This is a genomic window from Brevibacillus centrosporus, from assembly GCF_046622605.1.
In the GTDB taxonomy this organism is placed as follows: Bacteria; Bacillota; Bacilli; order Brevibacillales; family Brevibacillaceae; genus Brevibacillus; species Brevibacillus centrosporus.
Window position 1 is genome coordinate 3,498,853 of record NZ_CP176856.1, and the last position, 17,299, is coordinate 3,516,151.

The 17,299-nt window shown below is 49.2% G+C and carries 15 protein-coding genes; all 15 read right to left on the bottom strand.

Annotation, left to right across the window (positions count from 1 at the left end; genetic code table 11):
- Positions 1 to 198: 198 nt before the first annotated feature.
- Positions 199 to 2,574: an FtsK/SpoIIIE family DNA translocase gene (locus tag ACLIN2_RS17660; protein WP_411504557.1), complete on the bottom strand. Its 2,376-nt coding sequence runs from the start codon at positions 2,572 to 2,574 to the stop codon at positions 199 to 201.
- A gap of 128 nt (positions 2,575 to 2,702) precedes the next feature.
- Positions 2,703 to 2,933 carry a YlzJ-like family protein gene (locus tag ACLIN2_RS17665; RefSeq protein WP_411501714.1) on the bottom strand — a complete coding sequence of 77 codons (231 nt, stop codon included), beginning with the start codon at positions 2,931 to 2,933 and terminating at the stop codon, positions 2,703 to 2,705.
- A complete protein-coding gene (locus ACLIN2_RS17670; protein WP_122922308.1) occupies positions 2,930 to 3,757 on the bottom strand; it encodes a ClpP family protease in 828 nt (275 codons plus the stop codon). Before ACLIN2_RS17670 ends, ACLIN2_RS17665 begins: the two co-directional genes overlap by 4 nt.
- A gap of 130 nt (positions 3,758 to 3,887) precedes the next feature.
- Positions 3,888 to 5,564: a ribonuclease J gene (locus ACLIN2_RS17675; protein WP_411501715.1), complete on the bottom strand. Its 1,677-nt coding sequence runs from the start codon at positions 5,562 to 5,564 to the stop codon at positions 3,888 to 3,890.
- A gap of 227 nt (positions 5,565 to 5,791) precedes the next feature.
- Positions 5,792 to 6,658: a 4-hydroxy-tetrahydrodipicolinate synthase gene (gene dapA, locus ACLIN2_RS17680; protein WP_411501716.1), complete on the bottom strand. Its 867-nt coding sequence runs from the start codon at positions 6,656 to 6,658 to the stop codon at positions 5,792 to 5,794.
- A gap of 32 nt (positions 6,659 to 6,690) precedes the next feature.
- On the bottom strand, positions 6,691 to 7,917 hold the full coding sequence (dapG, locus tag ACLIN2_RS17685) for an aspartate kinase (RefSeq protein WP_411501717.1): 1,227 nt from the start codon (positions 7,915 to 7,917) through the stop codon (positions 6,691 to 6,693).
- An 11-nt stretch (positions 7,918 to 7,928) separates the two neighbouring features.
- Positions 7,929 to 8,969, bottom strand: a complete 1,041-nt coding sequence (locus tag ACLIN2_RS17690) for an aspartate-semialdehyde dehydrogenase (RefSeq protein ID WP_400585878.1) — start codon at positions 8,967 to 8,969, stop codon at positions 7,929 to 7,931.
- A gap of 66 nt (positions 8,970 to 9,035) precedes the next feature.
- Entirely contained in the window at positions 9,036 to 9,632 is a 597-nt protein-coding gene (locus ACLIN2_RS17695; RefSeq protein WP_092266713.1) for a dipicolinate synthase subunit B, read from the bottom strand.
- The gene (gene dpsA, locus ACLIN2_RS17700; protein WP_092266712.1) at positions 9,629 to 10,528 is read right to left on the bottom strand and encodes a dipicolinate synthase subunit DpsA; all 900 of its coding nucleotides are present in this window, start codon (positions 10,526 to 10,528) and stop codon (positions 9,629 to 9,631) included. The genes ACLIN2_RS17695 and dpsA overlap by 4 nt, the downstream gene beginning before the upstream one ends.
- 137 nt (positions 10,529 to 10,665) lie before the next feature.
- The gene (locus ACLIN2_RS17705; protein WP_092266711.1) at positions 10,666 to 10,926 is read right to left on the bottom strand and encodes a YlmC/YmxH family sporulation protein; all 261 of its coding nucleotides are present in this window, start codon (positions 10,924 to 10,926) and stop codon (positions 10,666 to 10,668) included.
- 84 nt (positions 10,927 to 11,010) lie between these two features.
- Positions 11,011 to 12,264, bottom strand: coding sequence for a M16 family metallopeptidase (locus ACLIN2_RS17710; RefSeq protein ID WP_411501718.1), 1,254 nt, complete (start codon positions 12,262 to 12,264; stop codon positions 11,011 to 11,013).
- Between the two features lie 113 nt (positions 12,265 to 12,377).
- Positions 12,378 to 13,355 carry a polysaccharide deacetylase family protein gene (locus ACLIN2_RS17715; RefSeq protein ID WP_411501719.1) on the bottom strand — a complete coding sequence of 326 codons (978 nt, stop codon included), beginning with the start codon at positions 13,353 to 13,355 and terminating at the stop codon, positions 12,378 to 12,380.
- A gap of 135 nt (positions 13,356 to 13,490) precedes the next feature.
- Positions 13,491 to 15,638 carry a polyribonucleotide nucleotidyltransferase gene (gene pnp / locus ACLIN2_RS17720; protein WP_411501720.1) on the bottom strand — a complete coding sequence of 716 codons (2,148 nt, stop codon included), beginning with the start codon at positions 15,636 to 15,638 and terminating at the stop codon, positions 13,491 to 13,493.
- 311 nt (positions 15,639 to 15,949) lie between these two features.
- The gene (rpsO, locus tag ACLIN2_RS17725; protein ID WP_049738821.1) at positions 15,950 to 16,219 is read right to left on the bottom strand and encodes a 30S ribosomal protein S15; all 270 of its coding nucleotides are present in this window, start codon (positions 16,217 to 16,219) and stop codon (positions 15,950 to 15,952) included.
- Between the two features lie 133 nt (positions 16,220 to 16,352).
- Positions 16,353 to 17,297 (bottom strand): bifunctional riboflavin kinase/FAD synthetase, encoded by a 945-nt coding sequence (locus tag ACLIN2_RS17730; RefSeq protein WP_411501721.1) that lies wholly within the window; start codon positions 17,295 to 17,297, stop codon positions 16,353 to 16,355.
- Between the last annotated feature and the right edge of the window lie 2 nt (positions 17,298 to 17,299).

Here is a 17,299-nt window from a genome sequence, read left to right on the forward strand (position 1 = left end):
GCCATCCCAACAGGTAGGACGTCAGACCTCTGATTCGTATGGGAAACGATACAACAATTTCCTTCAATCTCGTAAAAATTTTAACCTAGGGGCGTGTATCATGCAAGCCAAATATTTATGAATAAATGTGCAGAAACATAAAGATTTGTGCGACTACACGCCCATTATTCTGAATACGTACCCAAGCCTATTCGCCTATCAAGAGATATTACTTTCGATGGAAGGCCTTGGAAGTCTGACTTCCCGTGGTTTACTGCCTTCATAAGGCCCCACCACACCTTGTGCCTCCATCATGTCAATCAGCCGTGCTGCACGCGTATATCCCACACGCAATCGACGCTGCAGCAGCGATGCGGAGGCAGTCTGCGCTTCCGAGACTATTTGCACAGCCTGGTCGTACAGTTCATCATCAACCACAGGCTGCTGCTCTTCCTGCACGTCACCCGGAATCATTTCCTCGTTATAGCGCACCTCTTGTTGCTCTTTCACGAAGCGAACGACTTCCTCCACTTCCTTATCGGATACGAACGCCCCTTGGACACGTACCGGTTTGGAAGCACCCATCGGCAGTGAGAGCATATCTCCTCTGCCCAACAGCTTTTCTGCTCCCCCCATGTCCAAAATGGTTCGGGAATCCGCCATCGAAGAAACACCAAAAGCAATGCGGGACGGAATGTTCGCCTTGATGACCCCTGTAATCACGTCTACCGAAGGACGCTGTGTAGCAATGATCAGATGTATGCCGGATGCACGCGCCATTTGGGCCAGTCGGCAGATCGCGTCCTCGACTTCTCCCGGTGCGACCATCATCAAGTCGGCCAACTCATCGACGATTACGACAATGTACGGCAGCGGAGCCCCTTCTACCTGCGCATTGTACATCTCAATATTTCGGCTGCCCGTTTTGGCAAACAGATTGTAGCGGCGTTCCATCTCTGCTACTACCTTTTTCAAGGCAACAGAAGCCCGGCGCGGGTCCGTAACTACCGGAGCCAGCAAGTGCGGGATGCCATTGTAGACGTTGAGCTCAACCATTTTGGGGTCAACCATCATGAGCTTGACTTCCTCCGGCTTTGCCTTGAACAAAATGCTTATAATCAACCCGTTGATACATACGGATTTACCACTACCGGTCGCACCAGCTACCAGCAAGTGAGGCATTTTTGTCAGGTCTGCCACGATCGGTTCGCCTGAAATATCTCTTCCCAGCGCCACCGTGAGCTTCCCAGGTGCATCCTGATACTCGGATGACTCGAGCACCTCGCGCAGGGACACGACGGCGACCTCCGAATTCGGCACTTCAATCCCGATCGCTGATTTTCCTGGAATGGGAGCTTCAATCCGAATATCCTTTGCCGCCAATGCCAGTGCCAGGTCGTCCGTCAAGCTGACAATCCGGCTGACTTTTACGCCTACTGCTGGCTGCACTTCATAACGCGTTACGGCCGGTCCCCGATGCACTTCGGAGACAGTCGCACTCACGCCAAAGCTTTTCAAGGTTTGGACGAGCTTGTTCGCATTGGAAGTGTGGTCCACCTCTTTTCCTACCCCGCTTGCCTTGGGACGGGAAAGCATTTGCAGACTTGGCAGCTCATAAGGCACTGCAGGCTGTGACTCGTCTGTGTCCAGTGTGCCAAATATCTCTTCCTCCCCTTCCAGGGAGAAAGTAATTTCCTGCTTTGCTGTTTTCTTGCTCGCTGCGCGACTTGGCTGTGGATCTGCGTCTCCCTCTTCCTCCATCGCGATTCGATCTGTGAAATCCTTAATGACTGGTGCGATCGCTGTGGAGCCATCCTCGGACATTCCTTGAGGCTGCTTGGCTTCTTGTTTGTGAATATCGTGAATGATGGGAACCACGATCGCAGCATCTGTCTCGGCTTCCTGTTTCACCTTTCGTGCCTCTCGCGCTTCCTTCGCTTCTTGCTTGCGCTTGTCACTTTCCTCCTGCAGGAGCTGAACCGAATCCTTTACGGTATCCTTTGCTTTTCCGTACATTTGTGCCATTTTGTCGCGCAGGAACATGAGAATATTCACGTACGACAGGTTGAATAAGAACATAACGCCGACCAAAAACAGAAAAACAATAATCAACCCGGTACCGATCGTTCCTACCAGCCCATTGCTGATCGCAAAGACGATCCCCCCCAGCATCCCTCCGCCAACGCCGGTAGTGGATACCTTCTGATTATGATCCAGCCAGAGCCTGTCCCACGTGATGCGGAGGATGCTCTGCTCTGCAAACTTACCGTCCGCCGTGACTTGCTTGTAGAGAATCATATGATCCCATGTGCAAATTGCCATGGCGATCAGAACGATGCCTAGCACGCGATAGGTCAACCGTGGCGCCTTCCTCGTAAACATCATGTGGAGCGCCATTCCAATCAGAAGAACTGGAATGAGAAAATCCCAAGACCCAGCTATGAAACGGAAGAGGAATGCGAGGATGTTTTTCCCCAGCCATCCGCTTTCCAACAGCCCGATCAAAGATAGGACAATAATGATCAGCCCGAGCAGTTCTATTTTGACGACCGAGGCCAATGCCGCTTGCGACTGCTCCCTTTTTCTTCTACTCAGATGGCACGCCTCCTTTTCCTATATTTCTGATATGTACACCAAATGGTAAAAAGGCAGCCGTCCGCTGTTCGGCTGCTGTTCGTACACATCTAGTATAACACAGGAAATTCATAGAAATACAGGACTTCTTAGGAGTTCCACTCTGGCTGGAATTGAACAGTCTGGCCTGGTGCAAAGCGAGGTTTCAGGTAGTCCTGCGGGTCTGGGCTAATGAGCCTGACGATCTTTCCTTCGAAAGGACCTGTCTGCTCCACCAGCATCGTGGCATGCCCGAATGTTACTTCCTTGAGCTCTTGCTTCTCGACCAGATCCATGTTGGCAAATACCGTTTCGGAAGGCATCACGGAATGCAGGATCATTGCAGCACCTCATCTTTGCCTTTACGTGCGTTTTCCATCAGCTCATTGAGCTTTTTTAATGCGCTGCCAAGCCCACCTACTTCATCAATCAGTCCGTACTTGACTGCATCTGCGCCGATGACATTGGTCCCGATATCACGGGTCAGTTCGCCTGTTCGTGTCATCAATTCGCGGAATTGCTGCTCAGAGATTTTGGAGTGCCGGGCGATGAAGCTGACTACGCGATCTTGCATTTTATCCAGATACTCAAAGGTTTGCGGCACGCTGATCACGAGCCCCGTCAAGCGAATAGGGTGAATCGTCATCGTTGCCGTTTCGGCAATAAATGAGTATGTACCCGCTACTGCGATCGGCACACCGATGCTGTGTCCGCCACCGAGCACCAAGGTTACCACCGGCTTTGAGAGCGAAGACACCATCTCGGCAATCGCCAAGCCCGCCTCCACATCACCGCCTACCGTGTTAAGAATGACAAGCACACCCTCAATCTTGCTGTTTTGTTCGGCTGCGACAAGCTGCGGGATGAGATGCTCATATTTGGTTGTCTTATTTTGTGGTGGTAATTGGATGTGACCTTCTACTTGCCCGATAATACTCATACAATAGATATTGCTTTCCAGCTGTGGGACGTTCGTTTGCCCCAACTGCGTGATGGAGTCAAGCAGTTTTTTCTTAGGATCTTCAGGCCCTGGCGCTTCTGCAGGCGGGGCGGGATTCGGCTCTTGCTCCTCCGCAGGAGATGGCGGCGGAGAACTTTGCATTTTCGTCATGGCACTTGCAAAAGGCGGCCGATTCAAATAATCCGTAAATTGTTGCTTTGACATGAATGATCCTCCCTCACTTTCTTCTGTAGTATGGTTTGGGTGAGGGAAAATAATGCACCTTTGGCAGCAAAATGAAAAAAGCCGAGATCCCCTATACATCGAGGGTTCTCGGCTCCGTGATTCTGTTTTCTTACACTTCCATGATAATGGGCAGGATCATCGGACGACGACGCGTTTGTTCGTACAAATAACGCCCTAATGCTTCCTTGACATTATTTTTAAGTGATGACCACTCATTTACGTTTTCTTCCATGCATTTGACAAGTGTTTGGGTCACTATGCGATTTGCCTCATCCAGCAATTCCTCGGATTCACGAACGTAAACAAATCCGCGTGAAATGATATCAGGACCAGACAAAATCGTGCCATTTTGTTTACTGAGTGTAACGACAACTACCAGAATTCCATCTTGAGAGAGTAGCTTACGGTCTCTGAGTACGATGTTTCCTACATCCCCTACACCCAAACCGTCAATGAGGACATTCCCCGCTTGCACCTTTGGTCCGTAACGAGCTCTGCCGCCAGAGATTTCTACCGTATCGCCGTTGTCCAGCAAGAAAATGTTATCCTCTGGTACACCGACCTGCTCCGCCAAGAGCGAATGGGTCTTCAGCATACGATACTCGCCATGAATAGGGATGAAGTACTTCGGCTTCATCAAGTTGAGCATCAGACGCAGTTCTTCCTGGCTGCCATGACCGGAGACGTGGACGGTTCCGTTTGGTCCATGGCCGCCGTAAATGACTTCGGCACCGATGCGAGATAGTTGATCAATTGTTCTCGCCACATATTTCTCATTCCCAGGAATGGGTGTAGCAGCGATAATGACGGTGTCACCTGGAAGGATGTCAATTTTCCGATGGGCGGATCGGGCCATTCGAGTGAGCGCAGACATGGGCTCTCCTTGGCTTCCAGTTGACAAAATAGCCACTTGTTCAGCATTCAATTTATTAATTTCATCTGTATCAACAATGAGCCCTTCAGGAACGTGCAGATAGCCTAAATCACGGCTGATGTTGATGACATTTTGCATACTTCTACCGACAACCGTCAGTTTTCGATTGAATTGAACAGCTGCATCCACGACTTGCTGAATTCGATGTACGTTGGATGCAAAGGTAGAAATGATAATGCGTCCAGTAGCTTTACTGAATACATCTTTTAACGCGATGCCGACGGAACGTTCCGATCCGGTAAAACCGGGCCGCTCGGCATTCGTACTGTCAGAAAGAAGACAGAGCACACCACGGTCCCCAATCATCGCCATTTTTGCGAGATCGGCTGTCTGATTGTTAACCGGCGTTTGATCAAATTTGAAGTCCCCCGTGTGGACCACATACCCTTCCGGTGTTTCCAAGCAAACCCCGACACAGTCAGGAATGCTGTGATTTACCCGGAAAAAGGTTGCTTTTACCTTGCCGAGAACGATCTCCGATTCACCGTTGATCAAAACGCGCTTGGTGTCATTTAGGATGCCCGCTTCTTTCAATTTTGCATCAATAAGTCCCAGGGTAAGTTTTGTAGCATAGACTGGTACATTCAGGTGCTTCAGTACATAACTGAGGCCACCGATATGGTCTTCGTGTCCGTGCGTTACAATAATCCCCCGAACCTTGTCGCGATGCTCCTCGAGGTAAGAGATATCCGGAATAACCATATCAATTCCCAGCATTTCCTCTTCAGGGAATTTTAAACCGGCATCAATCACTACGATGTCTTCCTCGGTTTGTACCACGTACATGTTCTTCCCAATTTCGCCGACTCCGCCCAGGGCGAAAATGAGAACAGAGTGATTCGACTTTGCCAAAACGTGTAACCTCCTATATTTAGTTGTCATGTCCACTCAATTAAACCGCCCCAAATCACTTGTTATCATTATACCCGAAGTGAAAACATGAACACAAGGAAAAAGAGCCATTCCCGAGGGAACAGCTCTTTTTCTTTGTTCTGCAGATAGGAATGCTGCCATTCCTATCCGGTATAAGTACAGCCAAGACTACACCTGCCATCTTGGCACCACAATGTCTCCAATCACTATTCAAGCAAGGAATGCACAAAAGATTTTTCCTGCTCATTTAACTCAACCAAAGGCAAACGCACTCCGCCGGCCTCGACACCCAGCTTCTCCAGAGCCACCTTCGTCGGTCCGGGGCTCGGGTAGGTAAACAGTCCTTCGAATACGGGCATTAGCCTTCTGTGCAGGCTGGCAGCAGCTGTATGGTCGCCTTCGAGAAATGACTGAATCATTTCCGTCATTTGGCGGCCTACAACATGACTCGCTACACTTACAATCCCCACGCCGCCAATCGAAAGCGTCGGGAGCGTCAAGCTGTCATCCCCACTGTACAGCTCAAAGCCCCCCGGAGCGTGTTCAATGATCTTCGCCATTTGTGACAGGTTGCCAGAGGCTTCCTTGATGCAAACCACATTGGGCAGCTCTGCCAGGCGCAATGTCGTCTCTGCAGCCATGTTCACCGCTGTTCTTCCTGGTACGTTGTACAGCATAACTGGCAGCTCTGATGCTTCCGCTACTGTCTTGAAATGCCCGTATAGCCCTTCCTGTGAGGGTCGGCTATAGTACGGCGCCACAACCATTACCGCGTCGACACCTACTGACTGTACAGCTTGTGTAAACTCGACAGAAGATGCGGTATCGTTACTGCCCGTACCTGCAATGATATGACACTTGCCTTTTGCATAAGAGACTACATGCTTGAACAAATCCAGCTTTTCCGCGCGAGACAAAGTGGGTGACTCGCCTGTAGTTCCGCTGACTACAATCCCTTCAGTGCCTGTTGCCAGAAGATGGTCAATGAGGCGTTCCGTTTTTCCGTAGTCAACTTCCAGTTTTTCGTTAAACGGTGTGACCATGGCGGTTACCAATCGGCCAAAACGTGCCACTGCCTTTCCAACTCCTCTACTCTTTGTCAGTCTTACATATGATGTGCGTGCAGATTGAATTGTTGGTGGAGTGCTCGAACTGCTCTGACCATATCCATTTCGTGTACCAGCACCCAAATCGTCGTATGGGAATCAGCTGATTGCAGAATTTGAATATCTTCATGGGTCAGCGCTTCTACTATTTGTGCCATGACACCAGGGACTCCAGTCATTCCCGCACCGATGACCGATACTTTGGCACAATGCGGCAACAGCTGTGGTTCATAGCCCAAGTCCATGAGCAACCGCGCAGCTTTTTCACCCATTTCATCGTGAACCGTATAGGCAACACCTAAAGGATTCACATTGATGAAATCTACACTGATATTGTTGGTTGCCATGGTTTTAAACACTTGCAGCTGGGTGTCGTAATGACCTTCCCGATTTGCCACCTTCACTTGCGTTATATTGGGTACGTGAGCAATCCCCATGACAAGTCGGTCGTGAACAGTATAACCCATCTTCCCTATTTCGAGCATGGTCGTGACCAATGTCCCGGGGTCGTCCGAAAATGTGGAGCGTACGCGAATCGGCACGTTTGCCTGCATCGCAATCTCCACTGCACGAGGATGGATCACTTTTGCTCCCAGATGAGCCATATTGCAAATTTCGGTATACGTCACCATCGCCAGCGGCTGTGCTTCCTGTACGATGCGCGGATCAGCTGTCATGATTCCTTCCACATCGGTGAAAATATCCACCATTTCCGCCGATAGGGCGACCCCAAGCGCTGTTGCGGTCGTATCACTGCCACCGCGTCCCAGCGTTGTAATCTCCCACTCTTCCGTCCTGCCCTGAAAGCCCGGTACGATGACGACATTTCCTGCCTTCAGTTCCTTGTGGATTCGAGCGGGATCGATTGTCAGGATCTGCGCATTGCTGAAATCATCGCTGGTAATGATGTTCGCTTGACCGCCCGTGAGAATAGTGGCTTTGATGCCACGTGCGTTTAGCATGCTGCACATGACCGTAGCCGAAATGATTTCCCCCGTATGCATCAGCATATCCATTTCCCGACTTGGCAATTGGTTTCCATTATTGCGAACCAATTGCAGAAGTGTATCGGTAGCATAAGGATCACCCTTACGTCCCATCGCCGATACGACAACGACGAGGGCATAGCCCTCATCGATCGCTTTTTCTATATGGTAGATTGCCCGGTTTCGGCAATCCTCCGTCGTCAAGGAAGAACCACCGAACTTTTGGACGAGAATCTTCACTAACCTCTCCCCTATGCTCTTGCTTTGATGAGTTCTTCAGCAATTTGTACTGTATTCCATGCCGCACCTTTGAGAAGGTTGTCAGAAACGATCCACATATGCAGTCCCCGCGGGTGATGGAGATCACGACGCACACGGCCAACAAAGATATCCAGTTTGCCTGTAGCATCGGTAGCAAGCGGATAGCGCTGCTCTTCCGGTACGTCTACGAGAACGACTCCAGGAGCATTCTCAAGCAGAGATTTTACTTCTTCCAGATCGAAATCCTGCTTCAGCTCTACGTAGACAGATTCGCTGTGTCCGTAAACGACCGGAATGCGAACGCATGTGGCCGACACCAATACTGTATCATCACCGAAGATTTTTTTGGTCTCGTTCACCATTTTCATTTCTTCATAAGTAAAACCGTTATCTGTAAATACATCAATTTGCGGAATCGCGTTATACGCAATTTGATGGTGAACAGGCAGTTTACCTACTGGCAGCACGTTGCATTCTGGCTCTTTGCCATCCAAAATGTCACGGCTTTGGGTTTGCAATTCGTTGATAGCGGATTGTCCGGCGCCGGAAACCGCTTGATAAGTAGAAACGATAATACGGTCTATGCCAAAACGATCATACAAGGGTTTCAGAGCAGCAACCATCTGAATCGTGGAGCAATTCGGATTCGCAATGATTCCTTTATTCGCGAGCGCAGCTTCCATGTTTACTTCCGGAACGACCAATGGAACTTCTGGATCCATCCGATAAGCACTGGTGTTGTCGATGACAACAGCTCCGTGGCGCACAGCATGAGGAGCCAATTCCTTACTTACTCCTCCACCTGCACTAAACAAAGCGAAGTCGACCCCAACAAAGCTCTCTGGCGTTGCTTCCTCCAGAACAATTTCTTGTCCCTTGAACGTTACGGTCTTACCGGCGGAACGCCCAGAAGCAAGCAGCTTCAGCTGTTTAATTGGAAAATCGCGCTCTTCTAAAAGTCGAATCATTTGTTGTCCGACTGCGCCAGTTGCGCCTACTACAGCGACATTAAAAGTCAGTTGGTTAGCCATCTCTTACTCTCCTCCTAATCGCGAGAAAACAGGTTGGTTGATTTTTGTTTTTCTGTAGTGTTGGAATTAATAGTTGAATCGTTCGATGAGCAAGGGTTGCAATTGTCGCCCTTCCAAGGAAGCCTCACATGTCTCCAACAGTAAGTCCATGCGAGCGACAAGCGAATTAGGCTTTTTATCCGGAGCATCCTGTCCGAATGGCACAAAATAGATGTTTTTGGCAGCCAACAGCTTGGCAATATTGGCCGCATTTAATCCCAAACCATCGTTTGTTGAAATAGCGATAACCAGTGGGCGTAGATTACGCATAGTCGCTTTTGCTGCCATCAGCACTGCACTGTCTGTAATGGCATTTGCCAAACGACTGGTTGTGCTGCCGGTGCAAGGTGCAATGAGCATCACGTCCAGCAATTTTGAAGGCCCTAACGGTTCCGCCTGGGGAATTGTGGAGATCAGCTCTTCTCCTGTAAGTTCTTTTAGCTGCTGCTGCCAGCTAGCCGATGTGCCAAATCGCGTATCTGTCGTCATGATGGTATTGGAAACAATCGGGATCACACGTGCTCCAGCATCGATGAATCGCTTGATCTGAGGCATGGTTTCCTCAAATGTGCAATGTGATCCTGACAACCCAAATCCGATGGTCTTCCCTTGAAGCTTACTCATGATGATTCCCTCCTGGTTTTCGATTGCTCCGCAATGAGACGAGACAAAGTTTGAGCGAGAATTTGTCCTGCGGTTTTAGGTGCAACGATTCCAGGTAATCCGGGAGCGAGAAGCGCTTTGATGCCTCGTCTTTCGGCGTAGCGAAAATCTGTGCCGCCCGGCTTGGAAGCCAGGTCAAGAATAAACGCCGACTGGGGCATTTGAGCGATCACTTCAGCAGTGAGCAATAATTGCGGGACGGTATTAAAAATAAAATCAGCATTTGTGACCTGTTGCCTAAGTTCGCTTATATGGAAGGGAGTCATTCCCATCTCATAAATGCGTGCCAAGTGTTCCTGACGCCGAGCCCCCACTCTGACGCGTGCTCCCAATGCATGCAGTCCTCGAGCCATGGATATACCGGTTCTGCCTAGTCCCAACACAATTGACTGCGATCCATGAATGGTGATGTCCGTATTTTGAATCGCCATCATCAATGCTCCCTCCACAGTAGGGATGGAGTTGTAGATTGCGACTTCATCACGTTCCAAGAGCTCCACCAGTGGAATCTTCTTGGGATCGAGCAGTCTTCTTAAATAGGGCTTTGCCATTCCCGTGTATACCACGCAGTGCTTAGGTAAGCTCGATACGTGCTCATCTTGCAGCTGCAATTGTTTGGAGCAAAAAATACTTTCCACGAAGCCTTGGTCATCTGTCCCAACGATTGGAAGGATGAGGGCGTCCACGTCTTTCAACACATCGCATGTTAATGGTTTCTTCGTTGCCCCTGTGAAATTGCTTTCCAGGTTGTCGAAGCCAACTAACGTGACGCTAGCATCCAGTTGTATGCAACGCTTGATTACTTCCAACTGGCGAGCGTCTCCGCCGATGAAGGCAACATGTATGCCCGTTAGCATGCTGCGTTCCCCTTTCCACACATTTTACTGCATTAAATGATCGAAACGCAAAGGTTTTTCCATGTGAAAAAGTTGACGAAAAACGATGCGGTCTACCCCCATCCTATTCTCTTCCCCCTGGTTCGGTGACAGGTGGCCTACTTTTGAGAAACTTGTATTTCCTGTTGATTTAATTGAATAATGACCATGTCTGGTCCGATCTTTACGATGGAGCTCCAGGGGATGACAATATCCTCACGCTTCTTCCCGAACCCGAAAAAACTGCCCCCTGGAAGGATAATCGACTGGATTTGTCCACTCTCCGGGTGGATGACGAGATCTGAGTCGCTGATCACCCCCATTTTTTCGCCTGTATCCAGACCAATGATTTCTTTCCCTCCCAAATCGCTGAGCCGCATGCTGCTCACCCCTTTGTCCTGATTACATGTTGATATACGCAAAAAAATCCGGCCTATGCCGGATTTTTCTTGTACAATTTGTTTCTATAGTAGAATGTCGTTTTTTATATTGGAAGGGAATCCCTCCAACGGGCTTACCATTGCCATCGCCAATTTGGAGCGGAAGAGCTGCTGGGCTACAGACAATACCGTTTCGTGCGTTACCGAATCGATTTTTGCCAAAACCTCATCTAAGTTGAGGTGACGTTCCAGGAGCAGTTCATTTTTCCCCAGTCTGCTCATGCGGCTGTTCGTGCTCTCCAAGCTCAGCATGAGGCTTCCTTTTAATTGTTCTTTTCCTTTATTGAGCTCTTTATCGGTAATCCCGTGATCCGCAACATCTCTAAGCACTTGGGAGACGATGTCAAAGACTTGCCCGACCTGCTCTTGAGCCGTACCCGTGTATACAGTAAAAGTCCCTGCTTCTTTATAGGAAGAATGATACGAGTATACGGAGTAAGCTAGACCACGCTCTTCGCGGATTTCCTGGAAGAGGCGGGAGCTCATACTTCCACCCAGTACATTGTTCAGCAGAATCAGCGAATAGGTATCCTTATGCCCTACTTTAAAACCTGGAAGCGAAATGCACATATGTGCCTGCTCTGTCTTTTTCTGCTGGAAGATGACATCGGCTGCGAAATCGGGAGTCGTAAGGGTTGGGAAAGTCGAAGAACGCTGGAATACAGAGAAGCGCTTTTGAATGTCCTCGATCAAGCTGTCCTCAAAATTCCCTGCAACCGTGATCACCGTGTTCGACGGTAGATAACGATGATCCACATATCGTTGCAAATCGTCCCGCTTCAGGCTTCTCAGGACATCCTCTGTACCTAAGATAGTGTAGCCCAGTGGATGATTCCCATAGGAAGCTTTTGCGATCAAATCATGGACAAGGTCGTCTGGCGTATCCTCATACATGCTGATTTCCTCAATCACTACATTTTTTTCTTTCTCCAGCTCTTCTGCATCGAAGACGGAGTGGAAATACATATCAGAGAGCACGTCCAAAGCAATCGGCGCATGCTGATCAAGCACTCGTGCGTAGTAGCAGGTGTACTCTTTAGATGTAAAGGCGTTCACATTGCCCCCAATTTCGTCAAAGGTTTCCGCAATTTCCTTTGCCGAGCGAGTTGCCGTTCCTTTGAAGAACATGTGCTCCAAAAAGTGTGAAATGCCGTTATTTACATCGCTTTCATATTTCGAACCGGTCCCGACCCAGATGCCAAGCGCAACAGAGCGAACTGACGGAATCCTTTCCGTCACGATTCTAAGACCGTTATCACACGTATGACGTTGTATCACACAAATCCTCCTCGGTTGATCATCTCTCTATCCACTTTTCTAGGGGGAAATCTTGTAAACACGTCTAACTATAGCAAACTTCCCTGGTCTCCACAAGAAATGATCACGCTTACTTACTTCTGGAGACGGTTCGCAGAGATCACTTCTGAAACAGTGGTAGGGACCAATCCTTTCTGCTTCGCAATCGTCAATAGCTGATCGAGACTCGCTTCCGAAGCTGCTGTCGGGTGCATGAGCACGAGTACACCATTCCCCATCAACCGGCTGATCTTGCGCACAACCCAGCTTGGCGAAGGCTTTTGCCAATCCACCGTGTCGGCTGTCCACAAAATCGTCTTCATTTGGAACGAGGACTGGGCGATTTGCACAACCCTCTGATCGAATGAACCGGACGGCGGTGCAAAGAGCGTCGGTTTCACCCCAATCGTCTTCTGAATGACTTCTTGCGTTTTGCCGATCTCCTGCTGTATCCGCTGTGTACCTAACGTTTTCATATCTGGGTGCGAATAAGCATGATTCCCTATTTCATGTCCTCTCGCGGCGATCTTTTTCGCCTCCTCCGGGTAACGTTTTACCCAGGAGCCATCTAAAAAGAACGTCGTCTTCACTCCGTGTTTGTCTAACGTATTCAGCATGGAATCGAGGTACTCGTTTCCCCACGCTACGTTGATCATAAACGATATCGCTGGCTTGTTCGGATTTCCCCGGTAAATAGGTAAAACCCCAACCTGTTCGAGTGAAACAGCAGGCGGGACCTCCTTGTACACCAACGAATCAGGACTCACAATACCCGTAGCGGTCATTTTATGAATGGAGGCCTCTACATCTACAATACGTCCGTTGTAGCCTGGAATTGCAGACTTCCAGCTTTTATCGTAAACGGCGTCGATGGGCAGCTCTTCCACTCCGGCTTTCCACTGCTCGATCAAGCTTCGCAGCCGCTCCCTCTCATCCAGCTGCCCATCCGCCGTTATTGCCTTTTGACTCTTCATCACATCTATGTATTGATGGATGGGCTTGTAATTGAGCAGCAGCATAAACAGAACTGCGCAGCTGATTGTAAACACAAACCTCCTCTTCGCTGCCGTCATTGGGGCACGCGCCTCCTCCCGTTCGTACAAGTCTCTCTTTGTCCAATGTATGAATCCGGGGGAGGAGTTAGACGAAAAAAGAAAAAAGCTTCCGTACGCGAATTTCTTCGAGTGACGAAGCCTTTTGCTTGTTGTTTATTCAGCTGTTGCTGGTGCAGAGTCTGCTTGCTGAGCAGCTGCCTGCTCCTTCAATACAGCCTTGCGGGAGAGATTGACACGACCTTGGTCGTCGATCTCCGTTACTTTAACTTGTATCTTATCTCCTACGGCGACTACATCTTCGGTTTTGGCTACTCGCTCTTCTGCCAATTGGGAGATGTGGCACAGTCCTTCTTTCCCTGCAAACAGCTCGACGAATGCACCGTATTTCTCTACGCGCTTGACAGTTCCGAGGTAAGTCTGTCCAACAGCGACTTCACGCACGAGGTCTTCGATGATTTGTTTGGCTCGCAGGTTTGCTTCGTGGTTGATCGAAGCGATGAAGACACGGCCATCTTGCTCAATATCGATTTTGACACCAGTCTCTTCGATAATTTTGTTGATGACACGGCCTTGAGGACCAATAACATCGCGGATTTTTTCCGGATTGATGGTCATCGTCATGATTTTCGGTGCGTATGGAGACAAAGTCTCACGCGGAGCAGAGATCGTGCTCATCATGTGCTTTAAGATGTGCAGTCGTCCGATGCGTGCCTGTTCCAATGCCATTTCCAAAATCTCGCGGTTAATGCCGGAAATCTTGATGTCCATTTGGATCGCGGTAACCCCTGCTTCGGTACCTGCCACTTTAAAGTCCATATCACCCAGGTGATCTTCCATGCCTTGGATGTCTGTCAGGATCGAGAACGATTTCTCGTCCTTGCCCATGATCAGTCCCATTGCGATACCTGCTACTGGAGCTTTGATCGGCACCCCTGCATCCATCAAGGCAAGAACGCTTGCGCAAATCGATGCCTGCGATGTGGAACCGTTGGATTCGATAACCTCAGAAACCAATCGGATCGTGTAAGGGAACTCCACCTCGGAAGGAATGATCGGCTCGATCGCACGTTCACCCAATGCTCCGTGACCAATTTCACGGCGACCAGGAGGACGAAGCGGGCGTGCTTCCCCTACGCTGTACGGCGGGAAATTGTAATGGTGCATGAAGCGCTTGGATTCTTCCAGTCCCAGACCATCCAGGATTTGAACATCACCCAGTGCACCCAGAGTAGCCACACTCAATGCTTGGGTTTGACCACGTGTAAACATAGCAGAACCATGTGTACGTGCCAAAATGTCAACTTCACTGGAGAGCGGGCGAATCTCATCGAGAGCTCGTCCATCCGGGCGAACTTTTTCCTCGGTGATCAGGCGGCGGACTTCATCTTTTACGATGTTGCCTAGCACTTCGCCAATCATTTTTTCCTGCTCTTCAAACGTCTCCGGATTCAAAGCAGCAAAATGCTCCTTGGTTTCCGCTTTAATATTATCAATCGCATCGTAGCGAGCTTGCTTTTCTTCAATGCGTACTGCTTCTTTCAAACGCGCTTCGGCAAAGCCGCGCACTGCTTGATCGATTTCAGGATCTACTTCATGCAGGATCACCTGCATTTTTTCCTTGCCGATCTCCGCAATGATCTGGTTTTGGAACTCAATAATTTTCCTGATTTCATCATGACCCGTCATGATCGCTTCCAGCATGACCGATTCTGGAACCTGGTTTGCGCCAGCTTCCACCATGTTGATCGCTTTATGCGTTCCCGCAACGACCAAGTGGATATCGCTCTTTTCCGCTTGAGCTACAGTAGGGTTAATGATGAATTGTCCGTCTACACGGCCTACGATGACACCCGCGATTGGCCCTTCGAAAGGAATTTCAGAAACGCAGAGCGCTGCAGATGTACCAATCATGGCAGCAATCTCAGGCGAGCAATCTTGATCAACAGACAGAACAGTATTTACGATTTGTACGTCATTACGGAAACCTTCTGCGAAAAGTGGACGAACCGGGCGGTCAATCAAACGACTTGCCAGAATCGCCTTTTCACTAGGACGACCTTCTCTTTTAATAAAGCCGCCGGGGATTTTCCCGACTGCGTAGAGACGTTCCTCGTAGTTGACAGTTAGCGGGAAGAAATCAAGAGCTTTTGGTTCCTTCGAGACCGTCACTGCAGACAGGATTGCCGTATCGCCGTACCGAACCAGGACCGAGCCATTTGCCTGTTTGGCCATTTTACCAAATTCCAGGGTCAGCTTACGGCCTGCCAGTTCGAAATCAAATGTACGGAATTGTTGCTCCATGTTACTAGCAGTCCTCCTTCACGACAATGTGCATATCTACACTTTGTTTTCTACCTATATGTATTATTTCCTGCCACACACAAAATTAAATGGTTACGCTTGGCAGTCTTCCTGGATAATAAAAAAACCTCTGTCGAGGCTTATTCATGAGGCGCTTTTGCGCTACAGAATATAAAAGCAATCGGCTTTTACATTCCTACTCGTTAAAAAAAGCTCCTATTGAACGTTTCAGAGAGTGCAGACCCAAACAGCTCTGCACACTCCTACACGTTAGAAAAAGCGGGAAGAACCCGCTTTTTACAAGACGCTAATTAGCGACGCAGACCCAGACGGTCTACTACAGAACGGTAACGTTGAACGTCGGATTCACGCAGGTATGTCAGCAGGTTACGACGTTGACCTACCATTTTCAGAAGACCACGACGGCTGTGGTGATCTTTCTTGTGAGTACGCAAGTGTCCGTTCAGGTTGTTAATGTTTTCGGTCAGGATAGCGATTTGCACTTCCGGCGAACCGGTGTCGTTCTCATGAGTACGGAACTCTTGGATCAGTTGAGTTTTACGTTCTTGAGTCAATGCCATCATGACTCACCTCCTCATTTTTTATACCGTTAGCCGAGTCTGCCGTCGGTGAGCCTCGGTCAGCCAAGCTGCGGTTATCTGTACAACGTTTTGAATTATAGCATACCATTTTGCGAAAAGCAAAGGAGTTTCCTCAATTACGAGAGTACTCTTCTATTTTTTGCTTTGCCATATCCACGTCACGCTGAATTTGCGCGATCAGGGCATCCACACCAGCAAATTTCTGCTCCTCGCGAATGTAAAAAAGAAACTCTACTTCTACATCTTTGCCATATATTTCGCCCGAGAACTCAAAAATGTGTACTTCTAGCGATTTTTCTTTCTTTTCTAGCTCAAAGGTCGGCTTGATCCCGACATTCATCACGCCGTAGTAGCTTTTCGTATCGACCGTAAAACGGACGCCGTAGACACCGTTTTTCCCGATCAGATAAGGGGCAGCTACCTTGACGTTCGCCGTCGGAAAGCCGATCGTACGCCCACGCTTGTCGCCATGAACAACCGTTCCACGCACTTTATAGGGCCGACCCAGCAGCAGATGGACTTGATCCACATCACCATCGTACAGGTACTCTCGAATGATCGTGCTGCTGACCTTCTCACCCAAACGATTTACAGGCCCGACAATATCCAGCCCATAACGACCCTCGCTCATCTCCTGGAGAGTTTGCGCTGTTCCCATCCCGCGATGCCCGAATGTATAGTCAAAACCAACGACGACATGGCGACAATTCAGGGGCAACAGGCACTCTGAAACGAAATCTTCCGGATACACTGCGGCAAAGCCGATATCGAAGCTCATCACGTAGGCGGTGTCCACACCCATTTTTTCGAATTGCTCCAGCTTGTCAGCGAGTGGAGTCAAATAACGGGTATAGCCACTTTGCCCCAAAACCTCGCGCGGATGAGGATCAAATGTCAGAACCGTACTCTGCCAGCCATTTGCTTTTGCTGTATCAATCGCTTTTTGAATGACCCGCCTGTGACCAATATGTACACCATCAAAGTACCCGAGGGCGATGGCGCAAGGCTGTGACTGTAATTCTGTCGACAATGGATATGTCAGGGAGATCGTTTTCACGG